Annotated in this window: 17 protein-coding genes and 1 CRISPR repeat array; of the genes, 6 read left to right on the top strand and 11 right to left on the bottom strand. The window is 41.7% G+C overall.

Annotated features, from left to right (window positions below):
• Positions 1-3 precede the first annotated feature (3 nt).
• The 3 genes from kdpF to kdpA all read right to left on the bottom strand — a co-directional run bounded on the left by kdpF (position 4) and on the right by kdpA (position 4,620).
• Entirely contained in the window at positions 4-267 is a 264-nt protein-coding gene (kdpF, locus tag B4U84_RS13690; RefSeq protein WP_044452496.1) for a K(+)-transporting ATPase subunit F, read from the bottom strand.
• A 91-nt stretch (positions 268-358) separates the two neighbouring features.
• The gene (gene kdpB / locus B4U84_RS13685) at positions 359-2,491 is read right to left on the bottom strand and encodes a potassium-transporting ATPase subunit KdpB (RefSeq protein ID WP_207390936.1); all 2,133 of its coding nucleotides are present in this window, start codon (positions 2,489-2,491) and stop codon (positions 359-361) included.
• A 389-nt stretch (positions 2,492-2,880) separates the two neighbouring features.
• Positions 2,881-4,620 carry a potassium-transporting ATPase subunit KdpA gene (gene kdpA / locus B4U84_RS13675; protein ID WP_131118503.1) on the bottom strand — a complete coding sequence of 580 codons (1,740 nt, stop codon included), beginning with the start codon at positions 4,618-4,620 and terminating at the stop codon, positions 2,881-2,883.
• Between the two features lie 443 nt (positions 4,621-5,063).
• Here kdpA and B4U84_RS13670 point away from each other — a divergent pair, with 443 nt between their 5' ends.
• Together B4U84_RS13670 and B4U84_RS13665 are read left to right on the top strand one after the other, a co-directional pair.
• The gene (locus B4U84_RS13670; RefSeq protein WP_131118501.1) at positions 5,064-6,167 is read left to right on the top strand and encodes a sensor histidine kinase; all 1,104 of its coding nucleotides are present in this window, start codon (positions 5,064-5,066) and stop codon (positions 6,165-6,167) included.
• A 32-nt stretch (positions 6,168-6,199) separates the two neighbouring features.
• Positions 6,200-6,865 (top strand): response regulator transcription factor, encoded by a 666-nt coding sequence (locus B4U84_RS13665; protein WP_017312761.1) that lies wholly within the window; start codon positions 6,200-6,202, stop codon positions 6,863-6,865.
• 117 nt (positions 6,866-6,982) lie between these two features.
• Here the strand turns inward: B4U84_RS13665 and topA are convergent, their stop codons facing one another.
• Entirely contained in the window at positions 6,983-9,163 is a 2,181-nt protein-coding gene (gene topA / locus B4U84_RS13660; protein ID WP_131118499.1) for a type I DNA topoisomerase, read from the bottom strand.
• A gap of 104 nt (positions 9,164-9,267) precedes the next feature.
• On the opposite strand from topA, the gene B4U84_RS13655 reads away from it, so the two are divergent.
• Positions 9,268-9,537, top strand: a complete 270-nt coding sequence (locus B4U84_RS13655; protein ID WP_131118497.1) for a hypothetical protein — start codon at positions 9,268-9,270, stop codon at positions 9,535-9,537.
• A gap of 542 nt (positions 9,538-10,079) precedes the next feature.
• Positions 10,080-10,786: a CRISPR direct-repeat array (repeat unit 36 nt; unit sequence GTTTACATCCCCTTTCGGGGCGACGTGATTGTAAAG).
• Positions 10,787-11,227: 441 nt separating this feature from the next.
• On the opposite strand, the gene B4U84_RS13650 is transcribed toward B4U84_RS13655, so the two are convergent.
• Entirely contained in the window at positions 11,228-11,362 is a 135-nt protein-coding gene (locus tag B4U84_RS13650; RefSeq protein WP_071524806.1) for a ribbon-helix-helix domain-containing protein, read from the bottom strand.
• Between the two features lie 365 nt (positions 11,363-11,727).
• Positions 11,728-12,462 (bottom strand): AIM24 family protein, encoded by a 735-nt coding sequence (locus tag B4U84_RS13645; RefSeq protein WP_017312764.1) that lies wholly within the window; start codon positions 12,460-12,462, stop codon positions 11,728-11,730.
• 549 nt (positions 12,463-13,011) lie between these two features.
• Between B4U84_RS13645 and B4U84_RS13640 the strand changes: the two genes are divergently transcribed.
• Positions 13,012-13,533, top strand: a complete 522-nt coding sequence (locus B4U84_RS13640; RefSeq protein ID WP_131118495.1) for a hypothetical protein — start codon at positions 13,012-13,014, stop codon at positions 13,531-13,533.
• Between the two features lie 359 nt (positions 13,534-13,892).
• Positions 13,893-14,744, top strand: a complete 852-nt coding sequence (locus tag B4U84_RS13635) for an FAD-binding domain-containing protein (RefSeq protein WP_131118493.1) — start codon at positions 13,893-13,895, stop codon at positions 14,742-14,744.
• Positions 14,745-14,753: 9 nt separating this feature from the next.
• Here the strand turns inward: B4U84_RS13635 and B4U84_RS13630 are convergent, their stop codons facing one another.
• The 5 genes from B4U84_RS13630 to B4U84_RS13610 form a co-directional block, all read right to left on the bottom strand.
• Positions 14,754-15,296, bottom strand: a complete 543-nt coding sequence (locus B4U84_RS13630; RefSeq protein ID WP_131118963.1) for an Rpn family recombination-promoting nuclease/putative transposase — start codon at positions 15,294-15,296, stop codon at positions 14,754-14,756.
• A 144-nt stretch (positions 15,297-15,440) separates the two neighbouring features.
• Positions 15,441-16,682, bottom strand: coding sequence for a DUF4912 domain-containing protein (locus B4U84_RS13625; RefSeq protein WP_131118491.1), 1,242 nt, complete (start codon positions 16,680-16,682; stop codon positions 15,441-15,443).
• A gap of 649 nt (positions 16,683-17,331) precedes the next feature.
• Entirely contained in the window at positions 17,332-18,054 is a 723-nt protein-coding gene (locus B4U84_RS13620) for an SAM-dependent methyltransferase (RefSeq protein WP_131118489.1), read from the bottom strand.
• A 21-nt stretch (positions 18,055-18,075) separates the two neighbouring features.
• Positions 18,076-18,963 carry a UTP--glucose-1-phosphate uridylyltransferase gene (locus tag B4U84_RS13615; RefSeq protein ID WP_017312770.1) on the bottom strand — a complete coding sequence of 296 codons (888 nt, stop codon included), beginning with the start codon at positions 18,961-18,963 and terminating at the stop codon, positions 18,076-18,078.
• Positions 18,944-19,999, bottom strand: coding sequence for a GHMP family kinase ATP-binding protein (locus B4U84_RS13610; RefSeq protein ID WP_131118487.1), 1,056 nt, complete (start codon positions 19,997-19,999; stop codon positions 18,944-18,946). The genes B4U84_RS13615 and B4U84_RS13610 overlap by 20 nt, the downstream gene beginning before the upstream one ends.
• A 584-nt stretch (positions 20,000-20,583) precedes the next feature.
• Here B4U84_RS13610 and B4U84_RS13605 point away from each other — a divergent pair.
• Entirely contained in the window at positions 20,584-21,873 is a 1,290-nt protein-coding gene (locus B4U84_RS13605; RefSeq protein WP_165490283.1) for a nicotinate-nucleotide--dimethylbenzimidazole phosphoribosyltransferase, read from the top strand.
• Positions 21,874-21,969: the final 96 nt, after the last annotated feature.

Genomic DNA, 21,969 nt, shown 5'->3' with positions numbered 1-21,969 from the left:
GATTTAAAATTTCTCCGGTACAAACATTACAAAAAATAGATATATACAAAGAGCTACTGTGACTATTCCTAATAATCCCAACGCCCAAGCTTGAGTGCGCGAGAATTGTTGATCAGCAGCTAAGACTAAAGGTGCAACTACCAAGTTCAAGCACATGGCGATGAACAAATACAGTGGTAGCTTTTGTTTTTTGCTGGTAGACCAGATTTCAGTCAGTGTCTCTAATAGTTGGTTAGATAAAATTGGATGATGTTGAATAGGTTTCATATTTAACTCACATCAGTTTTGTTGTTTTGTAGGATGTGTTATGCCGTAGGCTAACGCATCATGGAGTGATTTTTGGTGCGTTAGCCCATTTTCAAGACAACGGCAAAATAATATCTATTAATTTGATAGCAATAAAAGGAGCGATGATACCGCCAACACCATATATAAAGATGTTGCGCCGTAGTAGTTGGTCTGCTGTCAGGGGGCGGAATTTTACTCCTTTAAGTGCTAGGGGAATTAGAACTGGGATAATTAAAGCGTTGTAAATTAGGGCTGAGATAATTGCAGATTGAGCGCTTTTTAATCCCATGATATTTAGTGCGCCAATACCAGCAGCTGCAAAGATTGTGGGAATGATTGCGAAATACTTAGCGATATCATTAGCTATAGAAAATGTCGTCAATGCTCCACGGGTAATTAATAATTGTTTACCGATAGTTACTAAGTCAATTAGTTTTGTGGGGTCAGAGTCTAAGTCCACCATGTTAGCAGCTTCTTTGGCGGCTTGGGTTCCGGAGTTCATGGCTAAACCTACGTTTGCTTGAGCTAGTGCTGGTGCGTCGTTGGTACCATCCCCGGTCATGGCTACTAATTTACCTTGAGACTGTTCGGAGCGAATTACCTCGATTTTATCTTCTGGAGTCGCCTCGGCAATAAAGTCATCAACTCCCGCTTCTTCAGCAATTACGGAAGCTGTGATTCGGTTGTCACCTGTAAGCATGATGGTACGTACACCCATGCGCCGGAGTTGATCAAATCGTTCTTTAATACCAGGTTTGACGATATCTTTGAGGTAAATTACGCCGTAAATCTCATCGTTTTTGCAGACAGCTAGGGGAGTACCACCCAAACGAGAAACTCGCTCAAAGGCTGTATCTAATTCGGAAGTGTTATTTCCGCCACGAGAACGCACAAATCCTTTGATTGCATCCACTGCACCTTTACGGATTTGTTTACCATCAGGTAAGTTAGTGCCACTCATCCGGGTTTTGGCAGAAAATTCCATACCTTCGGCTGTGGTTGTGTCAAAATCAACTTTGGCACCAAAGTTTTGAGCCAGTTTCACAATTGATCTACCTTCTGGTGTATCGTCAAAGACGCTAGCAGCTAAGGATACTTGGGCGATGTCTTCGACAGAGTGACCGTTGACGGGGATAAATTCATCAGCCATGCGATTGCCAAAGGTGATTGTACCTGTTTTATCTAATACCAAACTGTTGATATCACCACAGGCTTCGACGGCTCGACCAGAGGTAGCGATAACGTTGAATTGGGCGACTCTATCCATCCCAGCAATACCGATCGCACTCAGTAAACCACCAATTGTAGTGGGAATTAATGCTACCAAGAGTGAAATTAAAATGGCAATGCTCGCACCAGCGCGTAAACTGTTTCCTGCTTCTGCTCCGTAGATAGTACTGACAAAGTTAGCAACATAACCCGCAAAGGGAGGAATCGTCGCTACGACAATTAGAAATACCTGGGTCAGGACTGCTAAAAGTACTGTCAAGGCGATTTCGTTTGGGGTTTTGCTACGTTCTGCACCTTCAACTAAAGAAATCATGCGGTCAATAAAACCTTGACCGGGGTCGGCTGTGATGCGAATCTTTAATTCATCAGACAATAACCGTGTACCACCTGTAACAGAACTAGCAATATCTGTACCTGGTTGCTTCAGTACAGGCGCAGATTCCCCAGTAATAGCAGACTCGTCCACCGAGCCAATACCCTCAATCACTTCCCCATCGGCGGGTATCATGTCATTAGCAACGACTTTGACCAAATCACCCCGACGTAGTTCTGTAGAATTAACTTCTTGAATAGAACCATCTGGGAGAATTTTACGAGCAATGGTATGCGATCGCGTCGCTTTCAAACTTTCTGCTTGGGCTTTTCCTCGCCCTTCAGCTACAGCTTCAGCAAAGTTAGCAAACAAAACTGTGGAAAATAGAATTAGACAAATTAACCCATTTAACAAACGCTGCTGATTGACTGGAAGTTGTATAGTTCCGAATAAATTCGGATTAAGGGTGACAATAAAAGTCACAATTGTTCCCACCCAGACAATAAACATTACTGGGTTTTTCACAGCAATTCGCGGGTTGAGTTTCACAAAAGACTCTTTAATCGCCCTTTGATACAATCCCCGCATATCTGCTTTCGGAGTATGCTTACGTGAGTCCCGTGTTCCCTGCGGCACATGTGGTGGTCGAGTATTTATCATAGATTTTGGTTATTAGAGACGCGATGAATCGCAATTTTGGTTATTAGAGACGCGATGAATCGCGTCTGTACAATAGTCATTGGTCATTGGGTTTTAAGAGTCGTCTTTCTGTAAATCTGTAAACAAGTATTTGTATTTCGCTGACGGGTCTTTGATACTCGACGACGGGTCTTTGATACTCGACGACGAGTCTTTGATACTCGACGACGAGTGTTTGATACTCGACGACGAGTCTTTGATACTCAACGACGAGTCTTTTATACTCAACGACGAGTGTTTGATACTCGACGACGAGTGTTTGATACTCGCTGACAGGGGAGAGTAAAATACTCGTCCCCCGTGTCCCCCTTGCGATCCCCAATCCCCAATCCCCAATCCCCGATCCCCGATCACCCATTTGCAATTTGAAAAAACTCACCAATTGGACCAAATGCTAGTACGGGAAAGAAGGTGAGTGCGCCTAAGATTAAAATTACGCCTGCGGTGACGCTTGTAAATAATCCGGTGTCGGTTCGCAATGTGCCTGTTGTTAAAGGTACTGGTTGTTTGCGGGAAATACTGTCGGCGAGTAGGAGCAAACCGACGATTGGGATATAACGTCCTGCTAGGAGACTGAAGCAAGTACTGAGGTTCCACCACAAAGCAGTTGTAGTTGGAGCTGTACCTGTGGCGATCGCTAAGGGTGAGGGTTGAGAATCACCTAAACCTTCAAACCCGGAACCGTTGTTAGCAGCAGCAGAAGCGTATTCGTAAATGACTTGAGCAAAACCGTGAAAACCAGGATTACTGATTCCTGCTAGTTGATCGGGAAATGCTAAAGTAATAGCGGCTGGAATCATGATGGCGATGGGGTGAACCAGCAACATGAGAAAACTTGCTAGCACTACTTCCCGTTTTTCTATTTTGCGTCCGAGAAACTCTGGTGTGCGTCCCACCATCAACCCTGTAGCAAATACAGCCAAGATTAAATAAGCAAATAAATAAGCTGTTCCTGTACCCTGTCCACCAAAGACAATTTGCAAAAACATGTTGGCAAGGGTGACGAAACCACCACTAGGCATAAACGAATCATGTAAACTGTTCACAGCCCCACACATGGTTGCTGTGGTAACAGCTGCATATAAAGCAGATTGCGCCCAGCCAAAGCGGATTTCTTTACCTTCTAAATTTGGTTGTTGACTACCCAACAAAGCATTCACAGCTGGATTTCCGTTGTATTCACCAATGGCTGTAATAATTACAAAACCTACAAGAATGGCAAACGGGATACTATATACTAACCAAGCTTGTTTAATGTTGTTGGCAAAGATACCGTAGGTGTAAATTAGGGAGCTGGGGATTGAGAGCATAGCTACCAGCTGAACCAGATTGGTAAAACCGTTGGGGTTTTCAAAGGGATGAGCTGAGTTAATCGCAAAAAATCCGCCGCCGTTTTCCCCTAATTCTTTGATAATTTCAAAATGAGCCACAGGCCCACGAGCGATCGCCTGACTTATATTCGGATCTTCTAAAGTTGGAACTATAACTGGCCCTGCTAATGTTTCCGGGACACCAGCAGCCATGAGAGCGATCGCACCTACAATACTAATTGGTAATAAAATCCGTGTTATTGAGCGAATTAAATCTACATAAAAGTTACCCAGGGGTTTACCTGTTAATCCGCGAATAAAAGCGATCGCAACTGCTATTCCTGTTGCTGCGGAGGTAAACATGTGATATCCCAATCCCAACATTTGACTGGCGTAACTCATATAAGTTTCACCAGAGTAATGCTGCTGGTTAGTATTAGTAATAAAGGAAATTGTGGTATGTAGTGCTGTGTCCCAAGTTGGCGCACCAACTTGTGTTGGGTTGAGGGGTAGCCATCCCTGATTTGTGATAATCAAAAAGATCAGCAACCCCATCACAATGTTGCTATATATAATAGCTCGTGCATACTGCCACCCCGTCATATTTTCTTTAGTTTGCACACCAACTAAAGAGTAAAGTACTCGCTCAACTGGGTTCAAAATTGGATCGAGAAAAGTCCGTTTCTCTTGAAATATACGCGCTATATATCGCCCAAAAAAGGGCGTAATTATTACTACGATTAGTAGCGTTAGGGCTATTTGAATCCATCCTTCTAGCATTAATTAGTTAAACTCCATTTTTGTCATTGGTCATTTGTTAGAGCTTAAAAAGGCTTTTTGTCAGTCTAATTTCAACAAACATTGAATGCTTGAGCAGTGCTAACAATTACATCATCATTTTTTTTGAACGATAAAACAATAAGTAGAAGGAATAAAAATGAGTTTATTTTTTTCTGTTTAATATTTATCACAGGATATAGAGTAAATCTAAACATGTTTAGATATTTGCTAAACGCTAGATATATATTAAATATCCCCGACTTCTTAAAGAAGTCGGGGATCTGAAATCTAAATTTTCACAACTCATTTATAACTGTTATATTGTTAATACAATCAAGTGACCAATCATTCCTTGATTGTACAGAGCAAGCAGATTTATCTATGGGAGCAATCCAAAATCCAAAATCCAAAATCCAAATTTTTTTTACGGGGTTGGTTTGTGAATGACACTTTTAAAAGCCAAATTGCAGTCTCATAACTGGCGCTTGAGTAAAACTTTTCTGATATTGGGAGTGTTTGTTTTTCTCGGAACTCTAGAATATTCCACTCCAACTGATTATGTATTTGGATATCTTTATAGTGGGGCAATTTTATTAGTAAATTCTTGGTTTGGTGAAAAAGCAACTGTACAAGCGACGTTTGTTGCTGTTTGCTTAACGATGTTAAATGTGTGCATACCAGGAAGAGAAGCTATTAGAATTTCGACAGTTGCAAGTCGAGTGATTGCTTCAATGGCCTTAATGCTGACAGGATTTTTAAGTCAACGTTTGCGACGTTCCCAACAAGCTATTGCTTTGACTCAAGCGAAGTTAGAATCACAAGAACAATTAGTCAGACTGCGAGAAGATTTTGCTTCTACTCTCACTCACGATCTTAAAACACCGTTGTTGGGAGCAATTGAAACAATCAAAGCATTTCAGGAAGAAAAATTTGGTACTGTTTCACCAGTACAACAGAAAGTTCTCGCCACAATGGAACGCAGTCACGAAACTTCTCTACAATTCGTTGAAACTTTGCTGGATGTGTATCGTAACGATACTGAAGGTTTGAAATTAAATTTAAACCCTGTTGATTTAGTAGCGATCGCAGAGGATGTTGCTGGTAAATTAGCTACTTTAGCTGCTAATCGTCGTGTTTACATCACTTTTAGCTATGGGGACTCCGATTTCCGGCAATCTTTGTGGGTGTTTGGTGATACTCTACAATTAGAACGAGTTTTTACTAACCTTTTGGTAAATGGGATTAACCATTCTCGACGCGGGGGTCATGTGGAAGTAGTGTTAGAATCCCAAGCATCTTACCAAATCGTCAAAATAGTAGATACCGGCGCAGGTATCCTAGCTAATGAATTTTCCCATTTATTTGAAAGATTTTACCAAGGACATAGCGATCGCCAAGCTAAAGGTTCTGGATTAGGGCTTTATCTATCTCGCCAAATTATCGAAGCCCACGGTGGTACAATTTGGGCAGAGAACCGAGTACACTCAACTGGAGCAATCTTTGGTTTTAAACTCCCAGTTTATCCTCACTCAATAAATAGCCAATAACTATAAAACTGATAACTGATAACTGTTCCCTAATGGCTTCTACCACACTCAAAATTCTTCTAGTTGAAGATGATGAACTTTTTCGCCTGGGATTGCGTGTCAGATTGCAACAAGAACCAGGGTTAGAAATTATTGCTGAGACAGAAGACGGTGAAACAGCAGTTGAGTTAACCAAAGAACATGCTCTTGATATTGTACTTTTGGATGTGGGATTGCCGGGTATTGGAGGTATTGAAGCATGTCGCCAAATTAAACAGCTACATCCCCAACTTCCAGTATTAGTTTTGACTTCCCATTTCCAAAAACCCTTGATTTCACGGTTAATTGCAGCCGGCGCACAAGGCTATTGTTTGAAAGGAATTGCTGCGGAAAAATTAGTGTTAGCGTTACGTTCTGTAGCTGCGGGTGCATCTTGGTGGGATGAAACAGCAACTCAAGAAATTCGTTCCAAGTTTGAGTCAATTCCTACGGAAAAAAATATCGAAAATTTACCCGTCACTATAAATACACTCACACAACGAGAACAGGAAATTCTCTCACTGATCGCCCAAGGAAAAACAAATCAAGAAATAGCGGAAGCTCTATACATTACAACAGGTACAGTTAGAGTTCACGTTCATGCAATTTTACATAAATTAGAGGTACGCGATCGCACTCAAGCGGTTATTGTGGCGATGCAAACCGGATTGATTAAATGATCAGTCGCGGGTGTTCAGATCCCCGACTTTTTAAAAAAGTCGGGGATCTATACTACAGTCGCAAACACAACAAGAATATTCAGGTTTCAAACAATAAACTTCAATCCCCAATCCTCTTCATCCCTTCAACTCTCCAAACTTGGGACTCCACCACCCTTTCTGCGTCTTGAAATAAGCTACATCCTTATGTTTCTGGTCACTGCGGGACTTGGGATTAGAACACCGCAGCATGGTTTTATTCTGTCCATCTTTGATATAGCTGTACTCCTCCAAAGGTTTTTTGCACACGGGACAAGGATAGGTGGTGATATTAGCTGGAGGTTTTTGTGGATTTATATCTTTATCTTTAGTTGTTTGAGAACGGGGTGCTTCCCAAGTTTTGGTGTATTCACTCCAAAACAAAACGACGTTTTCACACCCACTCACACATTTGAGAAAGTATTTCTTTTTGACTTTATTACTCGGAATTTTGGCTAAATGATTTTTGCACTCAGGACAGCGAGTTCTGGAAGTCTCAAATTTACGTTCCGTGACAGCAGCAGTTTTGTTGCTATTTGCGGAACTCGATGAACTCACAGGTACTGTTTTAGCTTTGATTAATGCTGGTGCAAAATAATTCTGATGCCAATTTGTCAGATAATGTTGCCAAGGTTGTTTTCCAGAAGCGATCGCATCAAGAGCATCTTCCATTTTGGCAGTAAATTCTGTTTCTAATAAATCTGGTAAGGCTTTCTGCAAAAAATCATCGACTTCTAAACCCAAACTTGTTGGTTGGAGGTTCTCTTTCGTCAGCTGGACGTAATCTCGTTTTTTTAAAGTTGCGATTGTGGGAGAATAGGTACTTGGGCGACCAATGCCTTTACGCTCCATGAGTTGGACTAATTTTGGTTCGCTGTAACGTGGTGGTGGTTGAGTTTGTTTTTTCTCGTGAGCTGCATTCTCCAAAGTTAACATCTGTCCTTTTTGCAAGTTAGGCAGAATTGTATCTTTGCTAAGGTTTGACCAGTAGCGAGTATAACCGAGAAACTCGACTATTTGTCCTCTAGCTTGCCAGAGTAAATCGCCAGATTGGGTGACGACAAGAGTTTTCCGCAGAATTGCGGGACGACATTGGGATGCGATCGCTCGTTTCCAAATCAGCACATATAAGTTAAACTCGTCAGCAGTCAGTTCGACTCGCAATTGAACGGAAGGACGAAACACATCTGTGGGACGAATCGCTTCGTGTGCTTCCTGTGCTGTTTTACTACTGCGATGTCTGGCTGTTTGCGGTGGGACATTTTCTGGGTCATTTTGCTCTAACCATTGGCGCGCACTGGCGCAGAACTCTGGACTCAACATCACTGAGTCTGTTCGCATGTAAGTAATTAAACCTGCTTCATACAACTTTTGCGCGACAAGCATTGTCTTTTCAGGTGCAAACCGCAACCTGGAACCAGCAGCTTGCTGAAGTGTCGAAGTAATGAAGGGTGGAGGTGGTTGGCGATTAACGGTTTTTCCTTCATATTGCACAACTTGATGGGGATGACGTTTCGCTTCTTCAACTAAGCGCGTGGCTTCGGCTTCCGAAAGAACACGGGTAGACTCGGTAATTTCTGTTGCATTTACCGCCGTATCATCATGAACTTCAGTTTCCTGTTTCGGTTCTTGTTTAGGAGCATTGACTGTTCCTTTATAAAAAGCGCGGAACCCTTCAGCGTAGTCTACCCAAACACTCCAATAATCTTGGGGAACAAAAGAGACGATTTCCCTTTCGCGTTGGCAAATTAAGTGTAAAGTAGCACTCTGGACTCGTCCAACACTCTTGGCGCCATTATTTAACGCCCAAACTAAGGGACTACCTTTATAACCAACCAACTTATCCAAGCAATCTCGACACAATCCGGCTCCAATTAAATTAGAATCAAGTTTTCTGGGATTGGCGATCGCACTTCTGACCGCAGACTCCGTAATCTCTGTATAAACAACTCGTTTTGGTTCTTTTAATCCTAAAGCTTCTTTGAGGTGCCAAGCAATAGTTTCCCCTTCTCGGTCTGGGTCTGTAGCCAAAATCACCTCTTGAACTTGTTTAACAGCAGTCTTCAGTTGTTGAATCGTTTCCTTTGCTTGCTGATTGCGGGGTATATAGCGACACTCCACCCGCTCACCATCCATAATAAAGCCCAGAGAATCTTCACCTTCATTGCTCAGTTCCCGGATATGACCACAACTAGCACGTACAATCCACTCAGACCCAAGAATTTGACTGAGTTTTTTAACTTTTCCAGGAGATTCAACAACAAGAAGGCGTTTAGCCATGATACCTGAACTATGGATGTGGCTTCAAAATAAGTTCTTAGCTCTTTATCATACAATACGCTTTAGTTAACATCGTCTTGTTCATAAAGAACATCGCGACGTTTGTGACCAACATCGCGACGTTTGTGGCTAACATCGCGACGTTTGTGACTAACATCGCGACGTTTGTGACTAACATCGCGACGTTTGTGGGTAACGTCGCGACGTTTGTGGGTAACGTCGCGACGTTTGTGGGTAACGTCGCGCCATTCATAAAGAACATCACGACATTTGTGGCTAACGTCGCGACGTTCCTTATGAATGAAACGACATTCGTCACAAACGTCAAAGCGATGGTGCAAAGTAGACGCTACGCGATCGCAAATAACATTTAATTTAATCGCGGTTCTTGGTTGAATGAACTTTTAAAAAACCACGTAGATAAAGAGTTTTAATCACCGTGAGGGGTAAAGGTAGTCTACGACATAATTCTCAAAGAACCCCACCCCGGTTTTGTCTAACGCCAAAACAGCCCCTCCCCGCAAGCCTGCGGTGTACACACAAATCCTCTGATCCCCCTAAATCCCCCTTAAAAAGGGGGACTTTGATTCTAGTTCCCCCCTTTTCAAGGCAGGACTGTTTCATTTTCGAGAGTAAAATCTCAAACCCTCTTTTTTAGTTCGTTAATAACGAATATCTAATCAAAACAGAACGAGATTTCAAAGTTTCCACTTTTTTCCTTTTAAGAATGAAACAGCCCTGCCCTTTTCAAGGGGGGTTAGGGGGGATCAAAACGCCACTAGGCAACTTTATAAGACTTGTGTGTACACCGTAGCCGCAAGCGGGGAGGGGATTAAGGGGTGGGGTTGCAATAACTGTGGGAAGTATAACTAATTATCTGAACTTGATATCACTGGGTTTGCGGCTGGTCATTCCAGTTTACATCCCCTTTCGGGGCGATGTGATTGTAAAGTTCGAGACGCTCGTCGTTTGGCGTGGCTGGTGACTCAAATGTTTCCATCCCCTTTCGGGGCGACGTGATTGTAAAGTCCGACCCAAACGCAAGGAGCGCATCGGCTGGATCCTGTACGTTTCCATCCCCTTTCGGGGCGACGTGATTGTAAAGTCTTTTTGCAATCTTTGAAGTTCAACTAGCCCTTGCTGAGTTTCCATCCCCTTTCGGGGCGACGTGATTGTAAAGTAAGGGAGGTGTTGCGTCTTTCACTTTTATCCTTGGTTTACATCCCCTTTCGGGGCGACGTGATTGTAAAGGACTCTCACGGCAGTGTGTCTTGGATCCATCTTTTATGCAAGTTTACATCCCCTTTCGGGGCGACGTGATTGTAAAGTTCCGCCTGTTTCTGGATCCTCAAACTTTGAAATTTGTTTACATCCCCTTTCGGGGCGACGTGATTGTAAAGTTCAAGGCTGGACCCAGTTGGTAGTAAAATACAATAAACGTTTACATCCCCTTTCGGGGCGACGTGATTGTAAAGGCAAGGAAAAAACCAGCGCGCATTGATAATGAGTTCGTGTTTACATCCCCTTTCGGGGCGACGTGATTGTAAAGGGATTGATGGTTTCTTAGGTCAGATTCCTGCTCATCACGTTTACATCCCCTTTCGGGGCGACGTGATTGTAAAGAGTTCACATCTAGAAAGCTTACACAGAGAGGATTCTAGACCCCCTAATCGACACACCTCTGAAAAATGGGAAAAAAATTTCAGAAAGTTGCCAATTTTGCAGCCTGTAAACCTTGCTGCACAAGGTATCGACACACCTCAACGAAATTATGCGGTTTTCAAGGTTCGGGCGAGGTGTGTCGATGAGGTTCGAGACACTTAAATCAGAGTACGATCGCTCACTCTTTTTGTCAACTTAAGTAAGTAGGCGGGAATAAACCTAACCATGTTACGGAAAGTAAACAAGCCTAAAATTCTTACTAATGACCAATGACAAATGACCAATGACCAATGACAAATGACGACCCCAACGAGTACCAGACGTGCCATGGCACGTCTCTACATTTGTGCCGACTTACTTTGATTTCCAACAAAAATTGCAATCTCAGGAAGTTCTGAGAACTTATTTATCCTCAGATTCCTTCAGTTGCTCAATCATAAAGCTGATTTGAGCTGACATCGATCGCTTCTGTTTATTGCAATACTGTTTAAACCACTCAAATAGTGGATCTGGAATTGTGATACTAGTCCGGCTCATTTTTTCAGTCAAAGTACTATTTCCTCACGCGACATATTCAATATAGCTGACGATATTGTGGATGCACGATATTATGTAATAATATTTAAAAAGCTATTGCAAATAATAGCCAGTCGTATTAATATACAAATAAGAGAGGCGTCCCACCTGCAAGTAGACAACGCCTCTCTTACCCAACCTCTATTAAGGTCATATAAAATATGATGCCACAAACCATTCTTGGTCAAACACAGGACTTACGCAAAACATAACGCGCATTTGGGGTAATTCATGAATTACCCCTACGCAAGAATAAGGTTTTCGGTCACATCTTGCGTAAGTCCTGAAACGCCTAAAACCTCAACGATGGGTGTTTTAACAGATCTCTAATGTGAATCTAGACCAATACCATCGTTTTCACTCACCAATAATTTACCTTCACCGCCATACACCCAGACAAAACCCTCGCCACCACTTTTGCCAAAGTGACCTAATTTGCGATAATCTTCCTCAATACCGTTTGTGTATCCTTTCACCATGTCATAGTCAGCAATCAAAATCTCTCCTCTGCTGAGTTCAATGACTCTAGCTGGTGATGTAGTACCCGTCAACACGCGAGCAATTTGTCCAGGTAAAGCTTTGATAGCAAGTCTCCATTTACCGTCACCGGAGCCTGCAATTTGTCGGAATTTTAATCTTTTGGCTCCGATAACTACATTATCCGAACAAAACTGGAAGATACCATCATCAAATTCCCATTGCTCCCGCTCTGAGAAGTCAATAGATGTGTAATTTAAAAAATCTCCTTTTTGTCTAGGCTCAAGGTAAACCATACCAGTACCTTGATACACAGGTGCGTTGTAATCAATCTCCGTTCTCAAGGCTACCCACATATCTTTCAAACGGTTATCAGTTTTATAAACACCATAATTTAATTTACCAATGCACCTGTGCAATGATCCTTTTTGAATGATCACTCCAGAGTTTTCAAGTCTGATTTCTACTTGTTGAACAAAAGGAATATCTTTTGTTGGATGGTAATATCTGTTGGTTTCTTTATTAATGTTATTTTGTAAATACCATAAATCTGTTGGTTCTAAAATCTTAACTTGATATTGCATTCTTATACATCTCCAATCATGATTTAATTAGGTGTATTCATTTTTGCAGTATTTGTCAATACATTTAATTTTTTATTGACCAGATCCCCGACTTATTAGACAAGTCGGGGATCTTGTTTTTCATGAATGATTTAGGAATGCCATCACTCTATTCTAATTAATTACACTACCTTTAGATATAGAAAAATATATGCTCTCTTTCATCTGGTAGATGCATATAACTCTGTCCCATGAAAGGGAATTTATTATTACCTGAGCAAGAAGAATTTATTACTTAATAACCGTAATCTTATACTTGAATATCGTTTAACAGGACTTAGGCAAGATGTGATCGAAAACCTTATTCTTGCGTAGCGGTAATTCATGAATTACCGCAAATGTGCGTTATTTTTTGCGTAATTCCTGGTTTAAATCTAGGCATTATTTAAGTTTCTTTTGCATAAATAAGTTTAATCAAATTTGTCTTCTCATTGAGACAAGACAAATTTTAAATTACTTCAATCAATGAATAAGTAATAACTGATAACTGTTAAAAGAGAGTCTTGAATTATGGCTGAAAGTGGCGACAAGCGAAATAATATCAACCCAAACAAAGACATATTCAAGGGTCTTTGGGAAGCAAAAGTAGTAATTACCATAGCACTACTGGCTGTGTTTGTAAAACTTTCCTATACGAATGAAGAACCGTTAACTACTCCTACTGCACAACTTGTTACTACATCTGAAGTAGTCAACTATCCTGACGAATTGATTGGTAAAACTGTAACTGTCAGAAGTAGACCACTGGAAAAAGTTGGTTTAACTTCCTTTACAGTCAACGATCGCAGATTCTTTGGTGGTGATCCAATTTTAGTTATAAATGCTTCTGGTCGGCCTTTTGACTTACCAAGCGATCGCGAAAACGTCATTCAAGTCACTGGTGAGGTTCGTGACTTAGCAATTGAGGAAATCGAACAGCAATACAAACTCAGTCTCCAAGACCAATATTACCAAGATTACGTCAACAAGCCTGTAATCATTGCCAGAGATATCAGACTAGCACCAGATGCAACTGCAATTACCTTGAGATAAGTACAAACTCTGCATTACACAAAGCGATCGCACTTAAGTTAGCTGATATCTTGCACCAACCTTGTATCCCGCCTCAGAATTAATTCTGAGGCTAATAGCATAAGTCCGTTTTAACGGACTCAAACATCGTCCTAGTCAGATTTATCTGACTTTAGCTATTAGCCAATAAATTTATTTATTGGCGGGATGAAAAGCTAATGCAAGATATGAGTTAGGCGATCGCTTTTGTTTGCCCACGTTATACTAATTGAGCGATTAAACTTTCTCTAGCTCTTGTTACGTTGACAAATGACTGATACCAGATTTATCTGTGTATTCAATTTAAAATCCAAAATCCAAAATCTCAAATCTAAAATCGGATGACTCAAGACATGCAACGCGAATTTGCCAACCGTGATGAGTTGGTAGCTTACCTGCGCGAACAATTTCCTCAAGCGGTAGAACGCGATGATCACATCAGTCAAACAGTTGGTGGACGTCAAGCTGCTGAGAAAGTACTGCAAAAAGTAGACCCAGCTAAATACGCAAAAACACGTAATTTTTTTACAGGTGCAGTCACCCGGCTTTCTCCCTATATTCGTTATGGGGTTCTCAGTTTGCGCGAAATCCGAAATTATGTGCTTGATCGGGTGCAAAACCAAGATGAGATCACTAAACTAATTAATGAATTAGGTTGGCGCGACTACTGGCAACGGCTGTATGTCAAACTGGGAAGTACGATCTGGCAAGACCAAGAAGAATATAAAACAGGCTATACCAAGAGCAACTACGCGCCGGAACTACCCGAAGATATCAGACAAGGTACAACAGACAGAATATGTATCGATAGTTTCAGCAAAGAACTGCGAGAAACAGGCTATCTTCATAACCACGCCCGTATGTGGATGGCAGCTTATATCATCCATTGGCGGCGTATTCAGTGGCAAGCTGGAGCTAAATGGTTTCTCGAACATCTTTTAGATGGCGACCCAGCTAGTAATAATATGTCATGGCAATGGGTAGCTAGCACCTTCAGCCACAAACCGTATTACTTCAACCGCGAAAACTTGGAACGCTACACAGAAGGTGTTTATTGTCGTCAATGTCCTCTTTACGGTCATTGTGATTTTGAAGGAAGCTATGAAGAATTAGAACAACGACTATTTCCCAAGGGAGAATTTAGCCAAAAACCCAATAGTCAAAGTTGGCAAAAAGGGAAGAAACGACGTTAGAAACCAAGCTTATTTCTGCAATTGCTGTGCTACTTGCTCGACTACTTCTACAGGCAAGTCTAACACTTGAGCGATCGCTTCTAAACTCAACCCAAGCTGTATCATTTTTGGTATAGCTTCTAACTGGGTTTTTTGCTTACCTTCTTCTAAGCCTTGTTGCTTACCTTCTTCTAAGCCTTTTTGCTTACCTTCTGTAAACGCTTCTTGATAAACTTTGGTATTTTTCAATTCACTTAAACCTAACATGGCTTCAATCTCCTCGCGGCTCTTTTGCGGTAATTTATAGACGATGATAGTCTCAATTAGATTGATTAAGTCGCGTTTAGCAGCTTCATCAGTTACCTGTTGCTTTGTTTGCTGAATCAAGCGTCTTGGTTTATCTGGGTTGTTTGTTGTTGGTAAGAACAAACCATCTAAACGAAAAGCGAGTTGTTTGACTTCACGGCTAGTAAACTCATAAGCTGTTGCTTCTGCTGGCGACTGATTAATTAATTCAAAGAATATACTGGGAAATGCCTGAAATAGGCTATAGAAGATGGTATCTGTTTTCACAGAAGTTGCAATAAAGTGTAAATAATAGCCTACTACTTTGTGGAATAATACGCGATCGCCCCCATAATCCCAAACTAAAAACCCTATCACAGCTATGCTGTGACAGGGGTTAAATTAGAGATTCTGATTGTGGCTAATACTAACTTAACCGAGCCATTCTAAAACCGCTTCTTCCTTAGTGTTGGTATTGCGTGATGGAGTTTCACGATTAAACTTCATGTGAATTGAGCGAGTTTGCTCACCATCAGCAGCAACAGCCATGATTGGGTAGTCAATCAAACCATCTTGGAAGGACATCTGGAAGCGGAATGTTCCATCTGGATTTAGCTTAATAGGACGACCGCCAATGGTGACTGTTGCATCAGGTTCGGTTGCACCGTAGACAATCAACTCAGCATCTGCAATCAACCAGAACTGGCGCGGACGCACAGGTACGGCGGAAGCAGAGAAGCCAACACCAGACATACCTACACCAGACATAGTTAAGCCAGATACAGTTGGAACTGCCCACATACCTACACCAGAGGGGAAGACATAGGAACTGATGGCTTGTTCTGGAGTAACCGAGCCAGGAACGTGCTGCATTGAGCCAAACAGAGAACCAGCAACTCGCTGTGCTTCCGCAGATTCTGCCAAACCAAAGATTTGGTCGTAAATGGCGTTACCTGTAGCACCAGCAGCAGCAGCCTTCTTCGCAGGGGGAACCAACTCGTAGAAGGTCTTACCACGCAAATCTTCTTCAAAATTGACGGTAATGAAGACGTCTTCAATCCAATCAGATGGATATACAGGAGGAACGTGAACAGGAGCAGAACGAGCCAATACTAACCAGCGACCATCAGCACAACGATAGCCGATATCAATTACATAATCGCGATCGCTCACAGGAATTGGCAAATACCATTCCCTTGCTAGTTCATCGCAAGGATATTCCTGAATGCTGTGAGGACTTTGGTACTCCAAGTTGATGTCGGTAACATCAAAAATCCGCAACGCCAGTTGTTGTCCTCCTTGGCGTCGCAATTCTTCTTTGTGGTCGTTAGGAACATCCCAATAAGTATAAGCCCACTGGGGATCACGAGGCATCAGGACAATACGGCTTTCACCATAACCATTTGGTAACTCACCAATTCCTTCGTCTACATCAGCCAAAGTTCCACCAGTACGATCTTCTTGACCTAATTCAAATTTTGCTGCTTCCACGGTTTCCTGTGCCTCCAATGAAAAAGATTGGCTGGGAGATGCTGTGCTACGCTCAATTTCTTGTATCGCTGCTAACAGCTGCGATTTACGCATTCGGCTATAACGAGAGACACTATAAGAGCTTGCTACTTTACGTAGCTGGCGCAATGTCATCTCTTCTAATGGTGGTCTTTCTTTTGCCATGAATTTGGCCTCCAGTCATTTGAAAGGTTAATAATGTACCCTTGTCTATAAGTGGTTGATTCAATCCCATCCACCCCAGATTAACTTTTGCTTCTTGACTCCTGCTCTACCTAAACTTTGCTTAAATTTCAGTTAGGTTTTTATCGTTTTTTTTATATTGCGGGTCACTCCCTTTCAATTTCCTGTGATGCCAAAATCAGCATTTTTTGTTTTGGGAGTTAAGGAGTCTTTATGTTAAAAAATACTAACTGTTAACCTCCCCCTGGGATCAAGAGGTTGCCATCCTTGTTTTTAGTATTTTTACGAATTTATTGGTTATTTGGGGATCATTATGTCAGTATTCTATGACATAATCCCTAAAAAAGCTTCAATAAGTCAAATTTTCCTGACATTAAAGCTATAAGTTAATGCTATGCCACTATAAAGCTCTACTTATTGTTATGAACTTTTGACAAAAAGAGCTTCATATGTTGGGGATCGGGGAAAGGGGATCGGGGAAAGGGGAGTGTGGGGAGTAATGTAGAGACGCGATTCATCGCGTCTGGGAGTGTGGGGAGTGGGGATTGGACATGAATCAGTTAACAGCTAACTGATAACTGTTAACTGATAACTGAGAAGTTGTCCCCCATGTCTCCCGTGTCCCCCTTCTTTAGTCCCCGATCCCCGATCCCTGATCCCTGATCCCTGATCCCCTTTCCCCGATCAACAGCATTTCGTTTCCACCTTTTTGCAATTCATATCCTACTTTGACGATAGAAACTGTATATCCTAGTTTCCGGAATTCTTGGATGATGCGATCGAGATAGGGAGAACGTTGCAACATCAGAGTCAGCAAAGGGAAAATCCGTACTTGTTGACTAACTCTCAGCATCTCCTGAATCGAGTCAAAGTGAAATTGGTAATCATGATGATCGGAATACAAAAATAGAAAGTGTGAACATAAAGCAATATCGAATTCTTTATCTTTAAAGTTCAATTGCGGTAGTTCACCAATTAAATATCTTTGCTCTAGTTTTCCCCGGTCGTAGTCACTGATAAATTTGTTTATAGCTGCTATTCTATTAGATTTTAAATCTTCAGGAGATTTGTGATATGACCAAATCCAGTCCTCAGGACTTGCTTGAATTTGGTCAATTATATGATCAACGACTTCATTAAATCTTTTGCGGATTTCATCACCACTAAATTGATATATTGGATCAATAGAAGTGACATTCACACCAATTTTTGTAGCTTCTGCATTAAAGCTCGCTGGACCATCGCCTACACCCAAGATGCGCTTGTTAAAATCTGATTGAGTAAGATTAAACATTTGCACATATTCATCAAGCGATCGCCCATAAGGAACTACTTTTTCTAATTTCATTGCCATTGGTAATTACCATTAATATAATTATCTATTCCTAAAATCAATCAAGGTTTGCAAATAAACATCTGGGATTCCAATATCAAAACTTTTTCCTTGCACAATATATCCTGTCATTCCCTCTTGTTGACGTACTTGTTCTAGACAGGTTGTTAATTGAAATTCTCCCCGTTCTCGAAATTGATTGTTAATATTTTCTTCTAGAAAATTAAAAATTATCGGCGTTAGTGCATACAACCCAAAAATAGATAAAAACTCGTTTTCTGATATCCCTTCGACACGCAAATGCTGACGTGCATATTCAACAGTTGGTTTCTCGTAGACTTGTGTTAAGGAAAGAATAGAATCTGGTTTTTGCCAAACTCCAGTGACACATCCGGCTTTATGAATCATGTCTGCTGAAATTGTGGTTAAACCAACAACGCTTTGATTTGCTTGGGCGAAAACTTCTAAGACTTGACGCGCACAAGATTTTTTAATGTCGGATGCATAAATATGATCGCCTAGCATGAGTAAAAATGGCTGATCATTTACCCATTCTTTGGCACAATATACAGCATGTCCATAGCCTGCTTGTTCTTTTTGTGATAAAAATTTGATTCTGTCACCTAAATCTACGATATGTTTACTATGTTTTTGATTTTCTGGTGATAGTTTTTCAAAAAGTTCTGCTTTGGGTGGATATTTAAATAAATCGACAAAAACTCTTTTATCTTCTGGTTGAATGACAATACCAATTTCTTCAATTCCAGCACTAATAGCTTCTTCAACTATGAGTTGAATTACAGGTTTGACCCTGCCATCTTGATCAATAATTGGGAAAAGTTCTTTTTTTACAACTTTGGTAGCAGGAAATAAGCGAGTACCAAAACCAGCAGCAGGGATTACAGCTTTCTTAATTTGAGTTTTCGGCATAAATTGTTAGTTCTAAACATTGCATGTGTGGAAAATCTCGTTCAATAATTTCAATTACTTTTTGTTGATTTTCTTTGTTTTTAACTATAAATTGTGCTGTCCCATCACCTTGAGAGCCAACGCCTTTTCCCCCCAAAATATAAGGTTGAATTGGTGGATAATTCAATAATTGATGTAAGACAGGTGCTGTTAACTCTTCAGGACAAGCCGGGATCAGATACTTGTCAAATTCTACCTGGGCTTGTCTCATCAGAGTACCAATTCGTTCTGCATCGCCTCTTTGTAAAGCGTCAATGGCGTCTTGGGTAATTTGATAGCTGATAGAACCCAGATATTTTTGGACATTCGCTTGTATGGGGTTGCTGGCGAAGGGATAACACTGATTGAGTTTGCTGAGGATTACTTGAGTATTTTTGCTAGCACCAAGATCAACTATCACAAAAAATACATCTTTGGGAACACTCAGTTCGATAATCTCTGTGCGATCGCCATCAAATATCATTGCAATGGGACGATTGCCATAAGCACAAGCTTGATCCATGCGTCCGCAACGAGAAGGGGTAGTAATCTCTCCAAAATAAGCTAACTCCATTTCTTCTTGGATAGACATCTTTAAGTCATATACCAGATTAAAAGCCCTTGCTACTAACACACAAATAGCTGCACTTGATGACAGCCCTTTTTGAATCGGTAAATCTGTCAGGTAATTATCAATTTCTATTCCCCCAAGGGTGTACACCCCTACCAAAAATTGATAAGCGACACCAGCAGCATAACTAAAAAATCCACCCTTTCTAGCTTCCGTGAGCAACACCTGTGCTTCCATCGGTAGAGTCAATTTACGAGTTCCATCACCAACAGAGGCGCTAACAATTAATTGATGAGGATGAGGTTTCACTTGTGCATACAGTCCCTGATTTGTACCTACCAGCAACGTGTAGCCTATTGCTAGTTCCGGGTTGAGATGACGGTATCCTCCCGCCCAATCAGTATGTTCGCCAAATATACACAGACGTCCTGGTACAAAAATTTTCATATATGTCTTTTCTCTTACTCACGTATTATCACGTATTTTGTAACAATTAATCATGCCTACGAGCATGTTGTTATACCATGTTGTGCTAAGGGTCAAGCAGGGTGTCACCACATATTTTGCTTGAATAGCAATCGTTTACTGCCTAGTTACACTAGTGTCAGTTTAGAAACTGTCACTTGCCCTAGTCCGCGTTTTATACCAGAAGAGATATTCTTATTTTGTGCAAGGAGTGATACCACTTCACCGCATGTTTGCCACAAGTTATTTTCGTAATACCCGTTTGACTTAGGTGATTGCGAATATCAAATGTTGCATCAAACAAGTGATTTGGTATAAAAATATATAGAAAGCGCTTGAGTTCGCAAACTTCTCAAGCGCTTTTACGTGTAATAAATTATTTGTTAGTGGTTAGTGGTTCACTACTATACCGCTAACCCCAATCCCCAATCCCCGTTACCCCTTCGCCCCTAATCCCCACTCCCTTGGGGGGAGTGGGGGCCCCGAGTTCCCCAGAGGGGACCCCACCTGCCCCTTATCCCCAAAGGGGACCCCTACCTTCCCCAATCCCCAATCCCCAATGACCAATGACCAATGACCTGATTCGTATTTATACCGAAATAGAAGAGGGTAAGGAATGGATTGAGCGATACCGTAGTTGTTTGCCCTTGTTTGGTTGTGTATTAGGGTTTACCGAAACTGGTTTAATTCCGGGTATTTCCGCAGCTGGTCTGACAAGTGAGGATCGTAAATATACAGCCATTGCGGATGCTGAATTTCTTTACTATGGCGCAGAACACAGATCTCAGTATCCTTTACCACCTTTAACTGCTGGAGCTTCACCTGTGTTCATTTCGCGGGCTGTGGTAGAGGCGTTGCATATTCCAGTTTATTTATTTAATTCTGGTTTACCCTACCCTCCTAATGTCCCAGCTATTGATTTAGGGGGTAGCACTGCTAGATGTTTAAGTACTGGTAATGCTTTGGAATTGGCAACAGTACAACATTTATTAGAAGTGGGACTCCTTTGGGGCGATCGCCTCGCTGCCAAAGTCAAAGAAGGCTACATCGTTTTGGGTGAATGTGTAGTGGGTGGAACCACAACAGCTTTGGCTATTTTACTCGGTTTAGGTATAGACGCAGCCGGAAAAGTCAACAGTAGTCACCCTACTTGTAACCACACGCAAAAATTGACAGTGGTGCAGGCGGGACTTAAAAAGATGAAGCAAACAAGAGGAAATGAGGAGAATGTGGGGAGTAATGTAGAGACGCCATTCATCGCGTCTGGGAATGTGGGGAGTAATGTAGAGACGCCATTCATCGCGTCTGGGAGTGAGGGAAGACAACAGAGAAAAATGGCCCCCATGTCCCCCATGTCCCCCGTGTCCCCCGTGTCCCAAATCGATCCCCTGGAATTAGTCGCCGCAGTCGGCGATCCGATGCAGATAAGTTTAGCAGGAATGGCGATCGCCCTAAGTCGGAGTTGTGGCGTTTTACTAGCGGGTGGAACACAAATGCTGGCGGTCTACGCGCTGATGAGAGCGATCACCACAACTTACGCTTTACCATGGCGATCGCAACAAGTAGTAGTTGGTACAACTCGCTGGGTAGCAGAAGACCCCACAGGAAGCACTGTTGAATTAGCTCAACTGATTAACCTCAGTGGTTGTCCTGTGTCTTTACTCGCGACTCAATTAAATTTTACTAATTCTCGCTATCCCCAACTCCAAGCCTATGAGCAGGGTTTTGTTAAAGAAGGTATGGGGGCTGGTGGTGCAGCTATTGCGGCTCATTTATACCAAAACTGGCAACAAAATCAGCTTTTAGCAGTAATTGAAACTCAAATTGAGCGAATGCTCTCAATCAATAGTGATTAATCATTGTCATTTATTCCAAAATAAATAGCCAATGACCAATGACCAATGACCAATAACCAATGACCAATGACCAATGACCAATGACCAATGAACAGA

It is taken from the genome of Westiellopsis prolifica IICB1, from assembly GCF_004323185.1.
GTDB classification, from domain to species: Bacteria; Cyanobacteriota; Cyanobacteriia; order Cyanobacteriales; family Nostocaceae; genus Pelatocladus; species Pelatocladus prolificus_A.
Note: the sequence above shows the minus strand (reverse complement) of the source record. Positions and strands in the feature narration are given on the sequence as shown.

Bases quoted from the DNA above. Each gene is read 5' to 3' on its own strand.
- kdpF (WP_044452496.1), bottom strand. From the start codon at position 267: ATGAAACCTATTCAACATCATCCAATTTTATCTAACCAACTATTAGAG.
- kdpB (WP_207390936.1), bottom strand. From the start codon at position 2,491: ATGATAAATACTCGACCACCACATGTGCCGCAGGGAACACGGGACTCA.
- kdpA (WP_131118503.1), bottom strand. From the start codon at position 4,620: ATGCTAGAAGGATGGATTCAAATAGCCCTAACGCTACTAATCGTAGTA.
- B4U84_RS13670 (WP_131118501.1), top strand. From the start codon at position 5,064: ATGACACTTTTAAAAGCCAAATTGCAGTCTCATAACTGGCGCTTGAGT.
- B4U84_RS13665 (WP_017312761.1), top strand. From the start codon at position 6,200: ATGGCTTCTACCACACTCAAAATTCTTCTAGTTGAAGATGATGAACTT.
- topA (WP_131118499.1), bottom strand. From the start codon at position 9,163: ATGGCTAAACGCCTTCTTGTTGTTGAATCTCCTGGAAAAGTTAAAAAA.
- B4U84_RS13650 (WP_071524806.1), bottom strand. From the start codon at position 11,362: ATGAGCCGGACTAGTATCACAATTCCAGATCCACTATTTGAGTGGTTT.
- B4U84_RS13645 (WP_017312764.1), bottom strand. From the start codon at position 12,462: ATGCAATATCAAGTTAAGATTTTAGAACCAACAGATTTATGGTATTTA.
- B4U84_RS13640 (WP_131118495.1), top strand. From the start codon at position 13,012: ATGGCTGAAAGTGGCGACAAGCGAAATAATATCAACCCAAACAAAGAC.
- B4U84_RS13635 (WP_131118493.1), top strand. From the start codon at position 13,893: ATGACTCAAGACATGCAACGCGAATTTGCCAACCGTGATGAGTTGGTA.
- B4U84_RS13625 (WP_131118491.1), bottom strand. From the start codon at position 16,682: ATGGCAAAAGAAAGACCACCATTAGAAGAGATGACATTGCGCCAGCTA.
- B4U84_RS13620 (WP_131118489.1), bottom strand. From the start codon at position 18,054: ATGGCAATGAAATTAGAAAAAGTAGTTCCTTATGGGCGATCGCTTGAT.
- B4U84_RS13615 (WP_017312770.1), bottom strand. From the start codon at position 18,963: ATGCCGAAAACTCAAATTAAGAAAGCTGTAATCCCTGCTGCTGGTTTT.
- B4U84_RS13610 (WP_131118487.1), bottom strand. From the start codon at position 19,999: ATGAAAATTTTTGTACCAGGACGTCTGTGTATATTTGGCGAACATACT.
- B4U84_RS13605 (WP_165490283.1), top strand. From the start codon at position 20,584: ATGACCAATGACCTGATTCGTATTTATACCGAAATAGAAGAGGGTAAG.